This window comes from Janthinobacterium sp. GMG2, assembly GCF_033949445.1.
In the GTDB taxonomy this organism is placed as follows: domain Bacteria; phylum Pseudomonadota; class Gammaproteobacteria; order Burkholderiales; family Burkholderiaceae_D; genus Janthinobacterium; species Janthinobacterium aestuarii.
This window is the reverse complement of sequence record NZ_JAXAWA010000010.1, coordinates 144241-163207: the sequence shown is the minus strand read 5'-3', so window position 1 is coordinate 163207 and position 18967 is coordinate 144241. Positions and strand designations below refer to the sequence as shown.

The window sequence follows — 18967 nt, the reverse complement described above, 5'->3', positions numbered from 1 at the left end:
GAACATGCAAAACGGAACCATCGTAGCAAGCAATGCCAAGTGGCTGAAAAAGGTCAAATGGGACGAGCACGGCCTGGTGCCCGTGATCGCGCAGGAAGCGGGCAGCAACGACGTGCTGATGTTCGCCTGGATGAACCGCGATGCGCTGGCGCGCACGGTGGAGCTGGGCGAAGCCGTGTACTGGAGCCGTTCGCGCAAGAAACTGTGGCACAAGGGTGAAGAGTCGGGCCACACGCAAAAGGTGCTGGAAATCCGCCTCGATTGCGATGAAGACGTGGTCTTGCTGAAAATCGAGCAGGCGGGCGGCATCGCCTGCCATACGGGCCGCCATTCGTGCTTCTTCCAGAAATTCGAAGGCGACGAAAAAACGGGCGAATGGCAAGTCACCGACCCCGTCCTGAAAGACCCTGAGACGATTTACGCGGAAAGCAAGAGCAAATGAGCGAAACCCTGAAGCGCCTGGCTGCCGTGATCGAATCGCGCAAGCTGGCCAATGGCGGCGACCCCGCCACGTCGTATGTCGCGCGCCTGTTTGCCAACGGCGATGACGCGATTTTGAAAAAAATCGGCGAAGAGGCCACGGAAACCGTGATGGCCGCCAAGGATGCGCGCCGCGACAACGATCCGTCGAAGGTGCTGTACGAATGCGCCGACCTGTGGTTCCACTCGCTGGTGATGCTGGCGCAGTTCGACCTGACGCCGCAGCAGGTACTTGACGAGCTGGCACGCCGCGAAGGCCTGTCGGGTCTCGAAGAAAAGGCGGCACGCAAGGATGAGTTGCGCGACGCCGGCGAAACAGACAAACACTGACCTACTGGAGCATGCGTGGATAACTGTATTTTCTGCAAGATTGCCGCAAAACAAATTCCCTCGAGCATCGTGTATGAAGACGAGGACTTGCTGGCCTTCAAGGACATCAACCCGGCCGCCCCCGTGCACCTGCTGCTGATCCCGAAGCGCCACGTGGCCAGCCTGTCCGATTGCGACGACAGCCATACGGACATGCTGGGCAAGCTGCTGCGCCTGGCGCCGAAACTTGCTGCCGAGTTCGGTTGCGCCGTCACGTATGACGCCGATGGCGCGCCCGCCGGCGGCTTCAAGACCATGATCAACAGCGGCCCGAACGGCGGGCAAGAGGTGTATCACCTGCACATGCACGTGTACGGCGGTCCCCGTCCCTGGCGCGGCCAACACTGATTTCGCTGCGCGCCGGGTTCACGTGTATACTACCGGCATTGGTTGACGCTATTCGGGCACCGTCCCGCAAGGAGAATGTGATGGGTTCATTGAGTATTTGGCACTGGGTGATCGTTCTGGTCATTGTGATGCTGGTCTTCGGCACCAAGAAACTGGGCAATATCGGCGGTGATATCGGCAAGGCCGTCAAAGGCTTCAAGGATGGCGTCAAGGGTGAAGATGACGCCCCGGCAGCCAATACCCCTCCTGCTGCGCCATCGCAAGTGGCCGACAAAAGCACCATCGACGTCGAGACGAAAGAGAAAAGCAAGTCCTGATAGCGTGGCGGGGCGCTTGCCTCGTCCGGTAACGGCCCTTGTCCGCTTATGATCGATCTCGGTCTCTCTAAAATCGCCATCATCGGCGTGGTTGCGTTGATAGTCATCGGCCCTGAAAAGTTGCCGAGAGTGGCGCGCATGGCCGGTACCCTGTATGGCCGCGCGCAACGCTACCTGAACCAGGTGAAATCCGAAGTCTCGCGCGAAATTGAAATGGAAGAGCTGAAAAACCTGCAGAAGGAAGTGCAGGATGCGGCCCATTCCGTCAAGCAAAGCGTGGAGAAATCCATGCATGGCGTGGAAAATTCGATCTCGGGCAACCTGGCCGAGGTGGAAAACGCCTGGCGCGGCGATGCCAGTGCGTATGACGGGCATCACGATGCCCATGAAGCCATGCTGCGTGCCACCAATGAAGACCTGGCCCGCAAGGCGCGCGAATTCCGCCGCAAGAAGCTGGTGCGCAATTCCGCCATCCCTGGCTGGTACAAGCAGCGCCATGGCGGCAAGCTGCACGTGCAGTCGGCGGCCGCCCGCGTGGCGCGCTTCCGTCCGCGCGCCAGTTCCTCCTCCTTTTACTCATGAGTAGCAAATCCCCGGTGGAAGAAACTTTTATCTCGCATCTGGTCGAGCTGCGCAACCGCCTGGTCAAGGCGTCGATCGGCATCGCCGTCGTCTGCGCCGTGCTGTTCTATTGGCCCGGCCCCTCGCAGATCTACGATTTTATCGCGGCGCCGATGATCGCCTCGCTGCCGGCCGGCTCGAAAATGATCGCCACCGGCGTCATTTCACCGTTCCTCGTACCGATGAAAGTGACGTTGGTGATCGCCTTTATCGTCGCCTTGCCCTGGGTGCTGTACCAGATGTGGGCATTTATCGCCCCCGGCCTGTACACGCATGAAAAGCGCCTGATCGCGCCGCTGGTCATTTCGTCTTCCCTGCTGTTTATGTCTGGCGTGGCCTTCTGCTATTTCTTTGTGTTTGGCCGCGTCTTCCACTTCATCAGCGACTTTTCGCCATCGTCGATCGCGGTCACGCCCGATATCGAAAACTACCTCGATTTCGTCATGTCGATGTGCCTGGCCTTTGGCGCCACGTTCGAAGTGCCCGTGGTGGTGGTGATCCTCGTGCGCATGGGCATTGTTTCTATTGCGAAACTCAAGGAAGTGCGTCCCTACATCATCGTCGGCGCCTTCGTGATTGCCGCCATCGTCACGCCGCCGGACGTGGTCAGCCAGTTCTCGCTGGCCATCCCGATGTGTCTGCTGTTCGAGCTGGGCCTGCTGGTAGCGCCCATCTTCGTCAAGGCCACGCAGGCGCCGGAAGAAGCGTCCTAGACGGTTTGCAAGACGCGCAAGCAAAAGCCGCTGGCCTCCTTCGGGAGCAGCGGCTTTTTTATTGCCAGATCAGTTAGCAGGTGCTTACTGCAGCATCAGTTTGCTGAGTATGCCCAGATTGAGCAGGATCAGGGTACTCATCATCCAGTACACGTGTTTCATGTCCGCGCCATGGCGCAAGTCCAGGCGTTCCAGACGGGCGTCGAATTTGTGTTCCAAGGCGTCTAATTTGGTATCGAATTTGTGCTCCAGCGCATCGATCCTCGTATCGAGTTTCAGGTCCAGTGCATCGATCCGGGTATCGAGTCTGAGCTCCAGCGCATCGATCTTCAACTCCAGCGCGCCCACCTTGGTATCGACGTTGTGCGACACCAGCTTGATTTCCCCCAGCAGATTGCGCTCGAGCGCCGCCAGTTCGCCATGCACGACGACGGCCGAACCCAGTACGTCGCCCAGCGCCGTCGCATGGGCTTCCGCCTGCTGCGTGGGCACGCCGGCCGAGGCAAGGCGTTTGGCGTAATCAAGGGTGTCGAACTGGATGGGCATATGCATGGACGCTCCTGTATCCAGCGTAGCAGGAAAATCGGCAATTGCCAGTGAGGAGTGCGGTGGCGCCTGCCTTCCCGTCAGCGTAATGGACAGGCACGCCGGCGGTTTGCGGTGGCGCAAACGCATGCAAAAAGGGCGCCGCGGCGCCCTTTGCAAGGAGAGGATGCGTACGAGTTAATTCATCAGTTCCTTGATGACTTTCACGGGCGCGCTGCCGTAGCTGAGGAATTGCTCGTGGAAATCCTTCAGCACGAACTTGCTGCCCAGCGCTTGCTTGCGCTGTTCGCGCAAGTCCATGATTTCGCTGTAGCCGCTGAAATAGCTGGTCAGTTGCACCGAGCTCAGCTGCACACGGCGCCATTTTTCCTTCGCTTCACGCTGGGTCTGGAAGGCCTGGCGCGTCAGCAGATCGAGCGCTTGCGCTTCCGTCATGCCCAGCACGTGCACGCTGTAATCGAGGATGGTGTTGGTGACGCTGCGCAAGTTCCACTTCGAATACATCAGCCACATTTCCGGCGCGTTGTTGCCATAGCCCGATTCGAGCATCATGCGCTCGCCATACACGGCCCAGCCTTCGATCATGGCGCCGTTGCCGAAGATCGACTTGACCAGGGACGGCGATTTGTTGGCATACACGAGCTGCGTGTAGTGGCCGGGGATGGCTTCGTGGATGTTCAGAATCTGCAAGATCCAGTGGTTGTATTCGCGCAAGCTGCTTTCCGCCTGTTCCGGCGTTTCGCCATCGAGCGGCGTCACGTTGTAATAGGTGCGGTCTTGCGGACGGTACGGGCCGGGCGCCTCGATGCTGGCGCCGGCCACGCCGCGCTGGTAAGCGGGCGTTTCACGCACGACGAGGGGCTTTTTCGGGTCCATCGTCAGCAGGTTGTGACTGGTCACCCATTCCTGCAGCTCGGGAATCTGGCGGCGGATTTCCGGCACGAAATCGGCGGCAGCCACGTGGTTGCTCGACAGCTTGTCGATCACCATGCCGATCTTTGCCGTGCGGTCCGCCGGCTTGGCCGTGGCACCCATGGTTTTTACCCACAACTCGTCGGACAGGCTATCCATGTGCTCGAGCAGCTTTTCGCGCGCGGCCAGGGCTTTCTGGTACATCTGCTCGGCGCTCACGCTGGCCTGGATATCGTAGGCAAATTTCTGTTCGTACAGATCCTTGCCGATGCGGAAGGAGCGCGCATTGCCGTTCTGCGCCAGCGCCGCATCCTGTTCCGTCAGCCAGGCCGCATAGCCTTGCACGGCCGTGCGGGCCGCAGCGATGCGCGCGTTGTATAGCTGTTTTTCCGCCGGCGTCAGGATGGAACCCTGTGCCGTCTTGTTCAAGTCGTCAAGCACGCTGAGCACGCCTGCGCTCTGTGCGATGGCCAGCTGCGTGTGTTCGCGCGTGGGGTTGACGATGCTGGCGCGCGCGGCCGCATAGTATTGCGGCACGGTGGCTATGCGCTTGAGCAAGGTGCGCAGGCGCTGCGGCTGGGCCGCATATTCCGTGTTCAGGATGAAGTCGATGGAACCGGCCACGTTGTACTGGGCGGGATTCCATTCGAATTCGCGGAAGGTGGTCAGATACCAGCGGTCCGATTGCAGTTTATTCGTCAGCAAGGCCAGGTCGGTACGCTGCTTGTCCGACATTTTGCCGGCATTCAGCTTGCCGAACTTGCCCAGCCATTCTTCGATGAAGGCCAGTTGCTTCTGGCGGTTGGCCGCGTCGGGAATGCTCAGGTTGGCGGCGCCATCGTACTTGCCGACGGAAATCGCGCTTTCCGGGTCCAGGCGCCACAGGGCCGTGAGGAACTGGCCGCTCAGGTTATTCATGGAGCGGTCGCTGCTGTTCTCGCTGGCGACGGCCGCGACCGTGGCTGCCGTTGCCGCCGTGACGACGGCCGCTTTCTTGGCGACAGTTTTCTTCTTGCTGCTGCTGGTGCTGGCCTTGCCGTTTTTCTGCGGCTTCTTCGCGGCGCTGGCCGGTGTCAGGGTAAAAGCCATCATCAATGCGGCGAGCGCAACTTTATTTTTTATCAGCATAGTTTATCTCTTGAATATTTTGTCGTTTGCCATCATCAGAAAATAATAAACTGATAATATAAGTAACAAACGACTATTGAAAGGTTGGCCTTGCTTGCCTGGGCGGCCCAAAGATTAGCACTAATTGCCCCTGCGGCGCTAGACGACGATGGCGCTGCCGTGCAGCAGTTCCTGGTGGCGCGCATTGATGGCCGCCACGGCATCCTTGCCGCGCGCCATGCCGGTGGCGTGGATTTCCGTTTCCTGCGTGTAGCGCTGGCTGACGCGCACCGTGTAGGACTGGAACAGCCAGCTCCAGAAGTTCGTTTCATAGACGGCTTCATCCATGTCGCGCCATTTGACGCCCGTCAGTTTCTTTTTCCACGGCAAGATGCCGGACGCCAGCCACACGCCCGCCTCATCGTAGTACAGCTGGTAGCTGCGTATCGTCAGCAGGCGGTAGCCGACGATCAGGGCCGAGCCGATCAGCACGACGAAGGCGGCGCGCGTGTTGTACTTGAAGGCCAGCGGCAGGGCGGCAAAAAATAGCAGCACGGCAATGAGGAAGGTGCTGACATAGGCGGTCCAGGATTTGCCGCACAAAAAGGTGGCGCGCTGGCCGGCGCTGGTGGCGATGTAGTCGGTCATGGCGTGGGAGGGCAACAGGGAAAATGGATCATCGCATGGAACGCGGTGGCCCCGCTCATTTTTTCAATCTCATCGCTTCAACCCTTCCTGCAGCATGCCCAGCATGTCATTGGCTGACATGCGCGCGGCCGCATCGCTGCCTTCCAACAGACTGTCGGCCAGGTCGCGCTTGTGCTGGTGCAATTCGACGATGCCTTCCTCGATCGTATGTTTCGCCACCAGGCGGTAGATGGTGACGGGGCGCAATTGCCCCATGCGGTGGGCGCGGTCCGAGGCCTGGTCTTCCACGGCCGGGTTCCACCACGGATCCATGTGGATCACGTAATCGGCCGCCGTCAAATTGATGCCCATGCCGCCCGCCTTCAGGCTGATGAGGAAAACATCGCCGTCGCCCGCCTGGAAGGCGTCGACGCGGCGCTTGCGCTCCTGCATCGGCGTACTGCCGTCGAGATACTGGTAGCGCACGCCATGCTGTTCCAGATGCTGGCGGATCAGGGTCAGATGGTCGACAAACTGGCTGAAGACGAGTACCTTGTGGCGGTTTTCCAGCAAGCCCGACAGCAGTTGCGCGAACGCCGCCAGCTTGCTGCTGGCCAGGCCCAGCTCGGGCGCCACCAGTTGCGGATTGCAGCAGGCGCGGCGCAGCTTCATGATCTCGGCCAGGATCTGGATGGCTTTCTTGGACGCCGGCCCTTCCACCATGGCCAGCTTTTCCAGCGCTTCGCGGCGCAACGATTCGTACAGCGCCGTTTCCTGCGGCGACAATTCCACTTCCAGCACGATTTCCGTGCGCGACGGCAATTCCGACAGCACTTGCGTTTTTGTCCGGCGCAGGATGAACGGCGCGATCAGGCGGCGCAGCCGCAAGCGCGCGCCGGCCGCCGCCCGCTTGTCCTGATCCTTCTCGATGGGCCCCGCGAAGCGCAAATTGAACTGGTCGAGGGTGCCCAGCAAGCCGGGGTTGATGAAGCGGAACAGGTTCCACAATTCGCCCAGGTGGTTTTCCAGCGGCGTGCCGCTGGCCACCATGCGGAAATCGCCTTGCAGGGCCATCACGGCTTGCGAGCGCTTGGTCGCGCCATTCTTGATCGCCTGCGCTTCGTCGAGCACGATCGTATGCCAGTGCACGCCGGCAAACATGGCCGCTTCCTGTTGCAGCAAGCCATAGCTGGCCACCACCACGTCGAACGGTTGCAATGTATCGAGCATGTCGGCGCGGTCGCCGCTGCCGAACAGTTTGATGTTCAAGGTGGGCGCGAAGCGCTGCGCTTCGCTGATCCAGTTCATGCAGACGGACGTGGGGGCGACGACGAGGGTGGGGCCGTTCGGCGCGCGCGCCAGGATCAGGGCCAGCGCCTGTAACGTCTTGCCGAGGCCCATGTCGTCGGCCAGGCAGGCGCCCACGCCCCAGTGCGCGAGGCGCGCCAGCCATTCGTAACCGGCCAGCTGGTAGTCGCGCAAGTCCGCCTGCAGTGTGCTGGGCAGTTGCGGTTGATAGTCGTCGAGGGCGCGCAGGCGCAGCAAGTGTTCGCGCCACAATTTGTCGGCGTTCACGCCGCCCGCATCGTTGGCCAGCTCTTCCAGCGCGAAGGCGGCCAGCGGGTGGATGTGCACGCCGTCGGCATGCGCCTCACCATACGCGGCCAGTTCCGACAGTCGCCGGTGCAGCTCGTCGCTGAGGGCCAGGAACTGGTTGTCGCCCAAGGCCACGAAGCGGCTTTTATTGTTCTGCATCAAGTCGAGCAGGGCGCGCAAATCCATCACCTTGTCTTCATCGATCTGCACCTCGCCGCTGGCGGCAAACCAATCTTTTTCACTCTTGATATTCAGGCGCATCTGGCCGCTGTCGATGCGTTTCGACACGCGCATGGTTTCGCCCTCGGGCCAGGCCAATACCATGCCATTCGGGTCGAGCGCTTGCAGCTCGACCAGCAATTGCAGGCCCAAGGCAGGCTGGCCCAGCAGCCACTCGCCATGCTCTTCTTCCGCCTCTTCCAGCACCAGGCATTTACCGATCAGCTGGCGCTGCGCTTCGCGTTCCGCGTTCAGGTCGCGCCGCGCTTGCACGGCACGGCCTGCCACATCGGCAAACACGCTTTCGGCGCCGCTGCCGGGCGCGTAATAGGCGCCGTTGTCGAGCAATGGCCGCACGAGAATTTGCATCTTGAGACCCTGCTGGTAGGGCAGCAAATGCACGTGCAGGCGGTGGTCGGCCGTGATCGCTTCCGCGTCGCCGGCGCCGCCGCCGATGTCCGATTGCACGGTGACCATGGACGAGATGGCGCCGATCGCCTGCATCACCTGTTTTTCCGCATGCAGCGGCACGGACAGGCCCAGGCCGACAATGGCGCCGATGCGCCGGTGTTCGTCGAGGATGTGCACGACGCGCAGGCGTGTCGGCGTCTCGCGCTGCACCACGACATTGCTGCCGCTGTCGGGCAGCGGCGGCTGCATGCCCAGCCACAGTTGCCCCTCGTGCGACTTGATCAGCAGTTCGGGCGCGCCGGCGATCAGTTCCACGCGCGTGTCGGGATTGTCGAGCCAGAAGACGAGCGGGTGGCCGACGAGCAAGATGGCGGCCTTGTCCAGCTCGACTTCATAGCGCGGCGCCGATGAATAGTATTGTTTGAACGGCGCGATGCTGCCGGCCGCGCGCGCGTCTTGCGGCGTGAGGAAATCGATGTCGCCCGCTTCCTCGGCCAGGCGTTTCAGGCCCATGGCGCGGCCCTTGCTCCAGCCGCCGCGCGCATCGCGTTTCTGCTCGCGCACTTCCACGGCGGTGAGACCAAAGCGCGGATCGAACGCCACCAGCCATACGAGCCGCGACACGCCGCCAATGGCCTCAGCGGGGGCGTTCTGCTGCAGGTTGATCAGGGCGCTCAGCTGGCGCTGCCACGCTTCCTGGCGTTCGAACCACGGCGCCATGTCCGTCAGGCCGTGTTGCGCCCGCTTGGCCGTGGCATAGCGCTCCTGCTGCGGCTCGCCCATCAAGCCCAGCAAGCCGGCCGCCTGCGCCGCGATCAGATCGTAGCCGGCGGCGTCCGCTTGCTGCACCAGGGCTCGCAGCTGGTCCTTGCGTTCGGCCAGTTGTGGTAGCGCCAGCCAGTAGTACAGCAAGGCCTGAAACAGCTGCGCCTGCAGTCCCGTTTCCCAACTGCGCGTGGAAATGCTTTCCGCCTGCTGCACGCCGGCGCGCACGAGGCGCAAGGTGTTCAGTTGCTGGTAGACGATGCTGTCGTGGTTCGGCTGCGCGTGCAGCGCGATATCGAGATAGGTTTCCGCGTTTTTCAGCAGCTTGGCATCGTTGCCGCGCAATAGCGCCAGCACGTACAAATGGCCGCCGATGCCGGTGAAGCACAGCTTGCGCTTGCCCGCCTCCTTGCGCAGCCCTTTCAAGGCCGTTTCAAAGCCGGCCACGGCGTGCGCATGTTCGCCGCGCAACAGGGCGATGCTGCTGTCGACAAACAGCGCCTGCGGCCCCTGCTGGCCCGCCAGGTAACGGGCGGCCGCGTCGAGTTCGCCGCACAGCAGGGCGTCTTCTGCCAGGGCCAGCGGCAGGGCGGCGCCGATATGGTCGCCGGCGGCCGCCTGGCGCGCATGGTGGGCGCGCGCATACGTGCGGATGGCGTGCGCCGTGGCCGGCTCGCGCGGGGCGTTGCCCAGCAGCACGGCGAGGATGTCATCCTGCAATTGCGGCATGACGAAGGACAGCATTTCCGGCTCGAACGGGCGGCCGAAAATCTCGATCAGCGGATGCAGCTGCTGCGCTTCATAGCACGCCATGCAGGCGGCCAGGATGGCGGCCACGTGGCGCACCTCGTCGTTGCGCAGCAGGGCGATGCGCAAACGCGCCACGCCTTGCCGGTAGCTGCGCAATTCCACATAGCCATCCCAGTTGCGGCGCACGGGGTTGATCAGCTCGATGGCCTGGCACAGGTCGCGAAACACCAGGTGTTCGATGGCGGCGCGCATGGCGGGCCAGCGCAATTTCGCTTCGCAGGCAAAGCCCCGTCCCACCACTTCGGACGCCAGCGCGTGCCGCGTCAAATGCTGCAGCATGTTCGTGACGGTGAGCAGGGCGAACGGCGTGCCGTCCGGCTCGACGACATTGGCGCGCTGCAAGTGTTCATACACGGCATGCTTGCCCACCGGTTCGCCCGTGATCGCCAGCAGGGCCAGGATCATCTGCTCGTGCTGCTCCAGGGCGGCAAATTCGTCAAGCAAGAGCTGGTCTGTCATGCGGACAAATTGGCGATGTGGACGGGCGGTTCGCCGGCCGCCACTGGCAGGCCGAACACGCGCTGGTAGAAATACAGTTCCGCGTCCAGGGTGCGCACGATGTTTTCCGCCTTGCGGAAGCCGTGCCCCTCGCCTTCGAGCGGCACATAGGCGACGGGCACGCCGCGCGCCTGCAGGGCGTCGACCATCAGCTGCGACTGCTGCGGCGGCACGACCTTGTCGTCGAGGCCCTGGAAGAAGATCATCGGGCGCGACAGTTTATCCGTGTGGTGGATGGGCGAGCGCTCGCGGTACAGGGCCTCGGCTTGCGGCTGCGAAGCGATCAGGTAATCGGTGTAGCGCGATTCGAATTTGTGCGAATCGTCGTCCAGGCCCTTCAGGTCGGATACGCCATAGTAGCTGGCACCGGCCTTGAAGACGTCGTGGAACGTCAATGCGCACAGGGTCGTCAAGCCGCCCGCGCTGCCGCCGCGGATGATCAGGCGCTCCGGGTCGGCCAGGCCGTTGGCTGCCAGGTAGCGCGCGCCGGCGATGCAGTCTTCCACGTCGACGATGCCCCACTGGCCGCGCAGCGCGTCGCGGTACTCGCGGCCGAAGCCGCTGCTGCCGCCATAGTTGACGTCGAGCACGCCGATGCCGCGGCTGGTCCAGTATTGCGTCGCCAGTTTCAAAGTATTGCTGGCCATGCTGGTGGGGCCGCCATGGCTGATGACGATGACGGGCGGCAAGGTTCCCGCCGGCGCCTGCACGTCGCCATTGGTGGGCGCATAAAAGAAGGCGTAGGCCGTGCGGCCATTGCTGCTTGGGAAACTCAAGCTGCGCGGCACGGACAAATACTCGAGCGCGGGCAATTGTGCGATCGACTGCGCCAGTACTTCCAGCTCATGGTTAGCTAAATCGATGCGCGCCAGTTCCAGCGCGATGGTCGGGCTGCCGCCCAAGAGCGCGACGAAGCCGGGGCCCACGCGCAGTTCGCGGATTTCCTGGTAGGGGTGCGGTATCGGCTCGAGCTTGGCCGCCGCCACGTTCAATTGCGCCAGGTAGCTGACGCCGGCCTGGATATATGTGCAGACGATCTCGTCGTCGGAAAGAAAACCGTACATGCTGCCGCCGAAGGTCCAGTGCGGCGTGGCAAATTCCGCTTCCATCGGGCACAGCGCCTCGATGTTGGCGCCATGCAGGCGGTACAGATTCCACCAGCCGCTGCTGTCGGAAACGAAGTGCAGCAAGCCGTTCGGCGACCATTCCGGCTGGCAAATCGACTCGCGCGCGCCGCCGGCGATCAGGCGCGGCGAACCGAGGCTGCCGTCCGCCTGCACGTCGGCCAGCCACAGTTCCGTGCCTTGCCACGGCAGGCGCGGGTGGTCCCAGCTGATCCAGGCCAGCTGGCTGCCGTCCGGCGACAAACGCGGCGCCGCATAGAAATCGTGACCGCGCGCCAGCACCGTTTCGCGCCCGTCGAAACCGACGGCCGCCAGGCTGTTTTCCGGATGGGCGTGACCTTCTTCCGGATGCTGTTCGCGCACGGCGATCAAGCGGGAACGGGCCGCATCGACGACGAAGTCCGCATGGCGCGTGTTGCCGCCCGTGGTGAACGCTTCAGGCGCGCCGTCGCCGCTCACGCGGTACAGGCAATTGTCGGCGAAATGCGAGAAATACACGGTATCGCCGGCCACGGCATACGCGCCGCCGCCGTATTCATGCACGCGGGTGCGCACGTTGAACGGCGCCGGCGTCAGTTCATCGACACGCGCGCCGCGCTGGCGCAGCAGGGTATTGCGGCCCGCTTCGCTGGCGCGCCCGGCCAGCCAGAACACGTCGGTGCCATCCGCCCCCCCCAAGGCCAGCTGCGTCAGCGGCGAGGCGCCGGCGGCGACGATGGCCGCGCTGATCGGCGATGGCCAGATGCCATAAGGGGTGCTGGATGCGGTCGAGGTCATGCGGGCTCCGTGTAGTGAGGGGATCAAGGGCCGCCAGGCAGGGTCAGGGCGCGCGGCGGCGTGCATCATCATAATGGAAGGGCTGGCACAACGAAAGTCATCGCTGTGCGTGGCAAATGCTGCAAAGCGGCACCGGAATCAATGAAATGGCAGCGATTGGATGCGATAATACCGCTTCTCCAAGCTCGATTGCCTGCCATGCCACAATTTGCTCCGCTCCAGAATGATACTTTCCTGCGCGCCCTGCTGCGCCAGCCAACCGAGCACACCCCTGTCTGGCTGATGCGCCAGGCGGGCCGCTACCTGCCCGAATACCGCGCCACGCGCGAGCGGGCCGGCTCCTTCCTGGGCCTGGCAAAGAATCCCGATTACGCGACCGAAGTGACCTTGCAGCCGCTGGAGCGCTTCCCGCTCGATGCGGCCATCCTGTTTTCCGACATCCTGACGGTGCCCGACGCCATGGGCCTGGGCCTGTATTTTGCCGATGGCGAAGGGCCGAAGTTCGAGCGTCCGCTGCGCACGGAACAGGACGTGAAGGCATTGCAAGTGCCGGACCTGGAGTCGCTCGACTATGTCTTCAAGGCCGTCACGCAAATCCGCACGGAACTCAATGGCCGCGTGCCGCTGATCGGTTTTTCCGGCAGCCCGTGGACCCTGGCGTGCTACATGGTGGAAGGCGGCGGCTCGAAAGAGTTCCACACCATCAAGAAGATGCTGTACAACCGCCCGGACCTGATGCACCACATCCTGGCGATCAACGCCACTTCCGTGGCGCAGTACCTGAATGCGCAAATCGATGCCGGCGCGCAAGCCGTGATGATTTTCGACTCGTGGGGCGGTGCGCTGGCCGATGGCGCCTACCAGGAATTCTCGCTGGCCTACATGCAGCAAGTGGTGGCGCAGCTGAAACGCGACAAGGATGGCGTCAAGATTCCCGCCATCGTGTTTACCAAGGGCGGCGGCCAGTGGATCGAGCAGATCGCCGACATCGGCGCCGATGCCGTGGGCCTGGACTGGACCGTCAACCTGACGCGCGCGCGCCAGCTGGTCGGTCATAAAGTGGGCTTGCAGGGCAATCTCGACCCGGCCATCCTGTTCGCCAGCCCCGAGCAGATCCGCGCCGAAGTGGCGAAAGTCCTCAACGCGTTTGGCGCGCCATCGGCCGGCACGGGTCACGTATTCAACCTGGGCCATGGTATTTCCCAGTTCACGCCGCCGGAATCCGTGGAAGCCATGGTGGAAGCCGTGCACAGCATGAGCCGCGCCATGCGCAGCGGCCAGTAAGTATTCGCTTCCCCCTGGTTCAGGGGCAAGACAAGGCAGGCTTTCCAGCGGAAGCCTGCCTTTTTCTTTGCTGCGCCCTAGCAAGAAATACCGACTTATGCACAATTTTTTTTGCTGCGGAAATAAGAGGCACCGTAAAAGCCATGCCCGGGGATGCTCTGCAAGTGATTGATTATTAAGACATAAAAAATCCATTGTTCGGCGGACTTTGTTGCTATTGATAAGGTTATTCTTTCGTTCGCTTGCCTTATTCCTTCATTGTCCACAAAGTTATCAACAGATTCTGTGGATAAAATTGAAAAGTATTTTGTTAACCGATACTTAGCGCCGATGTTCAGGTTTCACCTGAAGTGCATGTTGCAGTGCATGATAATTGAACAATGTTTCGCCGCTCGTCAGCTAAAAACGAACGCTTGCCCGGCAATTGTCAACTTTGCTTCATTCCTCCCGTATTTTTGCGGATCGCATGCATCAAAACGGTGCTGATTTCTGTATAAATACATTACAAATGGTTCAGTTATGCACAGCGGCGGAAATGCCCTGTGGATTTATGGCTTCCCGGGCATCAATTTTTAAGCCATTGATTTTAAAAGGGTAATTTTTCTTGCGTGCCGCTCTTGACGGCGATCGAAATTTTCTGTCCACATTTTTCTGAAAGTTAATTTTGCTTTGTCCACAAAGTTATCCACAGAATTTTCTTCAGGCACGATGACACGCTGTCCTGCCTGCCGTTAGGTGTTTGATGGGCGAAACAAGTATCATGGCCCGCTGGCTTGATGCCGGACATCCCGTGCGCCACCGACCCTGCGGCGCGCTTTTTTATTGAGATAGGCCCACCTTCCATGTCGCAGTGCATTTTGACGTCGTGCATCCTGAAAATCGCGCTCGACACGCCCTTGAACGCCCTGTTCGACTACCGCTGGAACGCGGCGGCCGATGCCGGTGCGGACGCCGCCGCACCGCTGCCACAAGTGGGACAGCTGGCGCTGGTGCCGTTCGGCCGGCGCGAAGTGATGGGGCTGATCGTCGGCGTCTCCGACAGCACCGACGTGCCCGCCGCGAAATTGAAGGATGTGCTGGCCGTGCGCAGCCAGCTGGCGCCGCTGTCGGCACAGTGGCTGGCGCTGGCCGCCTTTGCCGCCGACTACTACCAGCGTCCGCTCGGCGAAGTGGCGCTGCCCGGTTTGCCGAAGAATTTGCGCGTGCTCACCACCGTGGCGCTGGACCGCGCCATCAAGAAGCTGGGCAAGCTGGCCGATGCGCACGACGGCACGCCGCTGAACATGCCGGCGCTCAACCCGGCGCAGCAGGAGGCGGCGGATGCCATCGGCGGCGCCCAGGGTTTCAAGCCGACCCTGCTGTACGGCGTGACGGGCAGCGGCAAGACGGAAGTGTATCTGCAAGCCTGCGCCCAGGTGCTGGCGCGCGAGGACGATGCGCAAATCCTGATTCTGGTGCCGGAAATTAACCTCACGCCCCAGCTGGAAGGCAATATCCGTGCGCGCTTTCCCGGCGTCATGCTGGCTACCTTGCACAGCAGCCTGTCCGAGGGCGAGCGCATGCTGCACTGGCTGGCCGCCCACCAGGGCCAGGCGCGCATCGTGCTCGGCACGCGGCTGGCCATCCTGGCGTCGTTGCCTAAGCTCAAGCTGATCGTCATCGACGAGGAACACGATCCTTCCTACAAGCAGCAGGAAGGCTTGCGCTATTCGGCGCGCGACCTGGCCGTGTGGCGCGCCTGGCAATTGCAAATTCCCATCGTGCTCGGTTCGGCCACGCCCTCGCTGGAAAGCTGGCACCACGCACAGACGGGGCGCTATCGCAAGCTGGAATTGCGCGAACGGGCCGTCAGGAATGCGGTGTTGCCGCGCGTCAAGATCCTGGACATGGAGCGCGACAAGCCGAAAGATGGCCTGACTTCGCATCTGGTAGCCGCCTTGAAACTGCGCATGGAGCGCGGGGAGCAGTCGCTGCTGTTCCTGAACCGGCGCGGCTATTCGCCCGTCATCTGCTGCGAATCGTGCGGCTGGATCAGCAATTGCACGCGCTGCACCTCGTTCATGGTGCTGCACAAGCCCGAACACCGCTTGCGCTGCCACCATTGCAGCCTGGAACTGCGCATTCCCCGCCATTGCCCCACGTGCGGCAACGTCGACCTGCAGCCGCTGGGACGGGGCACGCAGCGCGTGGAAGAGGGCTTGCAGCAATTGTTTCCCGAGGCGCGCATTTTGCGCATCGACGCCGATTCCACGCGCAAGAAGGGCAGCGCGCAGGAAGCGTTCGACACCGTGCACCGGGGCGAAGTCGATATTCTGATCGGCACGCAGATGGTGGCCAAGGGCCACGATTTCAAAAAGCTGACCCTGGTCGGCATCTTGAATCCGGACACGGCCCTGTTTTCGCAGGATTACCGGGCCAGCGAACGGCTGTTCGCGCAATTGATGCAGGTGGCGGGCCGCGCCGGGCGGGCCGCGCAGACGGAAGGGGGCAGCGTGTCCGAGGTGCTGATCCAGACGCGCTATGCGCGCCATCCGCTGTACGACGCCGTCGTCAACCACGATTACGACCACTTTGCCACCACCTTGCTGGAAGAGCGGGCGCAGGCGGCGCTGCCGCCGTACCTGTTCCAGGCCCTGCTGCGCGCCGAGGCGCCCGAGCTGGCCACGGCCATCGAATTCCTGCAGGCGGCGAAAGAGTGCATGGAACACCCGCAGGTGACCATCAATGACCCGATTCCCATGAGCATGACGCGCGTCTACAACGTGGACCGCGCCCAGCTGTTGCTCGAGTCCGCCTCGCGGCCCGCGCTGCAGGCATTTTTGAAGGAATGGTTAGCCGAGCTGCGCGCCATGAAGACGCGCGTGAAATGGTCGCTGGAAGTGGACCCGCTCGATATTTGATTACTGCAGGTAGTTGCGCGCCGACTTGACGACCTGTTCCGACAGCAGCTTGGTAAACGGCGTGTCCAGGGTCCAGGCATGCCAGCTCAGTGCCACGTCCAGGGTGCTGCCCGGCATCAGATCCACAAGACGGTCCGCCGCCAGCGCTGGCGCGGCCAGGCGCTGCGGCATCAGGCCGTAGGCGAGGCTATCCTGGACGCAGCCGCGGCGCGCCGCTTCCACCGGCAAGGTGTGGTGGGGGAATGGTTCACGCATGCTCAATTGTTCAGCGAGGAAACGCGCCAGCAAGCTGTGCTGGCCTACGACGGCCGGTGCCAGTTGCACCGCCTCGGCAATAAAACCATCGCCGAACCAATGGCCCGCAAACACGGGTGTTGCCACGCAGACATAGCGCAAGGTGCCCAGCGGCGTGACGCTGGTGGCCGCCGCCGCGTCGATCGCTGTGCCGGACTCGGCTGCCACGCAGCCAAACACGGAGCCGTCGCGCACCATTTGCAAGGCGCTGTCGCTGTCAGCCAGGCGCACGTCGAGCTGGCAGCGCGGCGGCGCCAGCAGGGCGGACAAGGTGTCGGGGAACCACGTGGCCAGGCTGTCGGCATCGATGGCGATGGCGATTTCCGGCATGCTGACGCTGTTGCCCAGGTCGATGTCGAGCGACGCTTCCATCAGCTTGACGTTGCGGTGATGCACGATCAGGCGCTGTCCCAGGCCCGTCGGCACGGCTGGCTGGCCACGGATGATCAGCAATCGCCCACTGGCGTCTTCCAGCGCCTTGATCCGCTGCGAGACGGCCGACTGGGTGATGCCCAGCGCCAGGGCGGCCTTGTCGAAACTGCCATGGCTGGCCACGGCGTCCAGCACGGCCAGCGCGCGATAATCGAGTGATCCCATTAGCTCAGCTTATAAATTTTGAAAATGATTAGTTATACTAATGCATATATTGCTGCAAAGTAAAACCTTATTTTCGGCAAACGGGTAGTATCGAACGCTGTGAGCAACCTCAGTGGATGGATAGCACCATGAAGACGATACAAGTGGATGTGGCCGTGATCGGCAGCGGCACGGCCGGCATGACGGCGCACAGGGCGGCGCGCATGCAGGACAAGCGCGTGCTGATGATAGAAAGCGGACCGTACGGCACGACCTGCGCCAGGGTGGGCTGCATGCCCAGCAAACTCCTGATCGCGGCGGCCGAGGCGGCCCATGCCGTGGCTGCCGCGCCCGGTTTCGGCGTGCATCCGGGCCCCGTGCGCATCGATGGCCGGCAAGTGATGGCCAGGGTGCGCAGCGAGCGCGACCGCTTTGTCGGCTTCGTGCTCGATGGCGTCAACGCCATTCCCGAGGAAGAGAAACTGCGCGGCCATGCGCGCTTCATCGCCCCTGGCAAGCTGCAGGTGGATGAGCATACGATCGTCGAGGCCGCCAGCGTGGTGATCGCCACCGGTTCCACGCCCATCGTGCCGCCCGAGTGGCAGGCGGCGGGCGAGCGCCTCATCACCAGCGACGCCGTGTTCGAATGGACGGATTTGCCCAGCTCGGTGGCCGTGGTCGGCAGCGGCGTCATCGGCCTGGAGCTGGGCCAGGCGCTGGCACGCTTGGGCGTGCGCGTGACCCTGTTTGCGCGTGGCAATAAAGTCGCGCAGCTGACGGACCCGCTAGTGCTGCGCGAGGCGGATGCCGTGCTGGCGCGCGAACTCGATATCCGTTTCATGACCAAGGTCGCGCACATGGCAAAAACGCCGGACGGCAGCGGTATCGTGCTGACCAGCCGCGATGACGCCGGCGTGGAAAAAACCGAGCAGTTCGAGTATGTGCTGGCCGCCATCGGCCGCGCGCCGAACGTGGACAAGATCGGCCTGGAAACGGCGCAAATCGAGCTCGACCGTCACGGTATTCCCTTGCACGATCCGCACACCATGCAATGCGGCAAGAGCGCCATCTTCATCGCCGGCGACGCCGACAACGAACTGCCGCTATTGCCCGAGGCGGCCGACGAGGGCCGCATCGCCGGGGAGAACGCGGCGCGTTTTCCCGATGTGAAGCCGGGCTTGCGCCGCACGCCCTTGACGATCGCCTTCACGGAGCCGCAGATCGCCACCGTGGGCGCGACGTACCAGCAATTGTGCGTGAGCCACGCGGGCCGCTTCGCCGTCGGTGCCGTGTCGTTCGGCAACCAGGGCCGCAGCCGCGTGATGCTGCAAAACCAGGGCTTGCTGCGCGTGTATGCGGAATTTGGCAGCAAGCGCTTTCTCGGCGCCGAGCTGATCGGCCCGCGGGCGGAGCACTTGGGCCATTTGCTGGCCTGGGCATGCCAGGCGCAGCTGACGGTGCCGGCCATGCTCGACATGCCGTTTTACCACCCCGTCATCGAGGAAGGCGTGCGCACGGCCTTGCGCGAACTGGCGCTGCACCTGGAAAAAGACCCGGAACATGCGCCCGGCTGCGCCGATTGCACACCCGGGCCCTGAATGCAACTTTATGATTTACATAATTTTGTAGACAAGCTCACATGATTGCGCGATCATCGCTGCCACATTGAAATA

At 62.5% G+C, this 18967-nt stretch carries 16 protein-coding genes; 10 read left to right on the top strand and 6 right to left on the bottom strand.

Features of this window, described 5'->3' with window-relative positions; all coding sequences use genetic code 11:
* The first annotated feature begins 4 nt into the window (after positions 1-4).
* From hisI to tatC, 6 genes are all read left to right on the top strand, one after another.
* On the top strand, positions 5-442 hold the full coding sequence (hisI, locus tag SKZ59_RS27530) for a phosphoribosyl-AMP cyclohydrolase (RefSeq protein WP_034753847.1): 438 nt from the start codon (positions 5-7) through the stop codon (positions 440-442).
* Positions 439-810: a phosphoribosyl-ATP diphosphatase gene (locus tag SKZ59_RS27525; RefSeq protein WP_319993534.1), complete on the top strand. Its 372-nt coding sequence runs from the start codon at positions 439-441 to the stop codon at positions 808-810. The genes hisI and SKZ59_RS27525 overlap by 4 nt, the downstream gene beginning before the upstream one ends.
* A gap of 15 nt (positions 811-825) precedes the next feature.
* Positions 826-1197, top strand: a complete 372-nt coding sequence (locus SKZ59_RS27520; RefSeq protein WP_072457432.1) for a histidine triad nucleotide-binding protein — start codon at positions 826-828, stop codon at positions 1195-1197.
* Positions 1198-1277: 80 nt separating this feature from the next.
* On the top strand, positions 1278-1514 hold the full coding sequence (gene tatA, locus SKZ59_RS27515; protein WP_034753854.1) for a Sec-independent protein translocase subunit TatA: 237 nt from the start codon (positions 1278-1280) through the stop codon (positions 1512-1514).
* A gap of 48 nt (positions 1515-1562) precedes the next feature.
* Positions 1563-2096, top strand: coding sequence for a Sec-independent protein translocase protein TatB (gene tatB, locus SKZ59_RS27510; RefSeq protein ID WP_319993533.1), 534 nt, complete (start codon positions 1563-1565; stop codon positions 2094-2096).
* Positions 2093-2848: a twin-arginine translocase subunit TatC gene (gene tatC, locus SKZ59_RS27505; protein WP_319993532.1), complete on the top strand. Its 756-nt coding sequence runs from the start codon at positions 2093-2095 to the stop codon at positions 2846-2848. Before tatB ends, tatC begins: the two co-directional genes overlap by 4 nt.
* A gap of 84 nt (positions 2849-2932) precedes the next feature.
* Here the strand turns inward: tatC and SKZ59_RS27500 are convergent, their stop codons facing one another.
* Together SKZ59_RS27500 and SKZ59_RS27495 are read right to left on the bottom strand one after the other, a co-directional pair.
* Entirely contained in the window at positions 2933-3400 is a 468-nt protein-coding gene (locus tag SKZ59_RS27500; RefSeq protein ID WP_070303740.1) for a hypothetical protein, read from the bottom strand.
* Positions 3401-3571: 171 nt separating this feature from the next.
* A complete protein-coding gene (locus SKZ59_RS27495) occupies positions 3572-5224 on the bottom strand; it encodes a DUF885 domain-containing protein (RefSeq protein ID WP_319993531.1) in 1653 nt (550 codons plus the stop codon).
* Between SKZ59_RS27495 and SKZ59_RS27490 the strand changes: the two genes are divergently transcribed.
* Positions 5223-5480, top strand: coding sequence for a hypothetical protein (locus SKZ59_RS27490; RefSeq protein WP_319993530.1), 258 nt, complete (start codon positions 5223-5225; stop codon positions 5478-5480). The two genes, SKZ59_RS27495 and SKZ59_RS27490, sit on opposite strands and share 2 nt — an antisense overlap.
* A gap of 92 nt (positions 5481-5572) precedes the next feature.
* On the opposite strand, the gene SKZ59_RS27485 is transcribed toward SKZ59_RS27490, so the two are convergent.
* From SKZ59_RS27485 to SKZ59_RS27475, 3 genes are all read right to left on the bottom strand, one after another.
* Positions 5573-6061 (bottom strand): hypothetical protein, encoded by a 489-nt coding sequence (locus SKZ59_RS27485; protein WP_034753861.1) that lies wholly within the window; start codon positions 6059-6061, stop codon positions 5573-5575.
* A gap of 69 nt (positions 6062-6130) precedes the next feature.
* On the bottom strand, positions 6131-10300 hold the full coding sequence (locus SKZ59_RS27480; RefSeq protein WP_319993529.1) for a DEAD/DEAH box helicase: 4170 nt from the start codon (positions 10298-10300) through the stop codon (positions 6131-6133).
* Entirely contained in the window at positions 10297-12240 is a 1944-nt protein-coding gene (locus tag SKZ59_RS27475; protein WP_319993528.1) for a S9 family peptidase, read from the bottom strand. The genes SKZ59_RS27480 and SKZ59_RS27475 overlap by 4 nt, the downstream gene beginning before the upstream one ends.
* Positions 12241-12438: 198 nt before the next feature.
* On the opposite strand from SKZ59_RS27475, the gene hemE reads away from it, so the two are divergent.
* Both hemE and SKZ59_RS27465 read left to right on the top strand, forming a co-directional pair.
* On the top strand, positions 12439-13524 hold the full coding sequence (gene hemE, locus SKZ59_RS27470) for a uroporphyrinogen decarboxylase (RefSeq protein ID WP_072457493.1): 1086 nt from the start codon (positions 12439-12441) through the stop codon (positions 13522-13524).
* 842 nt (positions 13525-14366) lie between these two features.
* Complete coding sequence (locus SKZ59_RS27465; RefSeq protein ID WP_319993527.1) at positions 14367-16424, top strand: primosomal protein N'; 2058 nt, start codon at positions 14367-14369, stop codon at positions 16422-16424.
* Here the strand turns inward: SKZ59_RS27465 and SKZ59_RS27460 are convergent, their stop codons facing one another.
* On the bottom strand, positions 16425-17315 hold the full coding sequence (locus SKZ59_RS27460; RefSeq protein WP_072457418.1) for an ArgP/LysG family DNA-binding transcriptional regulator: 891 nt from the start codon (positions 17313-17315) through the stop codon (positions 16425-16427).
* A 128-nt stretch (positions 17316-17443) separates the two neighbouring features.
* Here SKZ59_RS27460 and SKZ59_RS27455 point away from each other — a divergent pair, with 128 nt between their 5' ends.
* Positions 17444-18892, top strand: coding sequence for a dihydrolipoyl dehydrogenase (locus SKZ59_RS27455; RefSeq protein ID WP_319993526.1), 1449 nt, complete (start codon positions 17444-17446; stop codon positions 18890-18892).
* Positions 18893-18967: the final 75 nt, after the last annotated feature.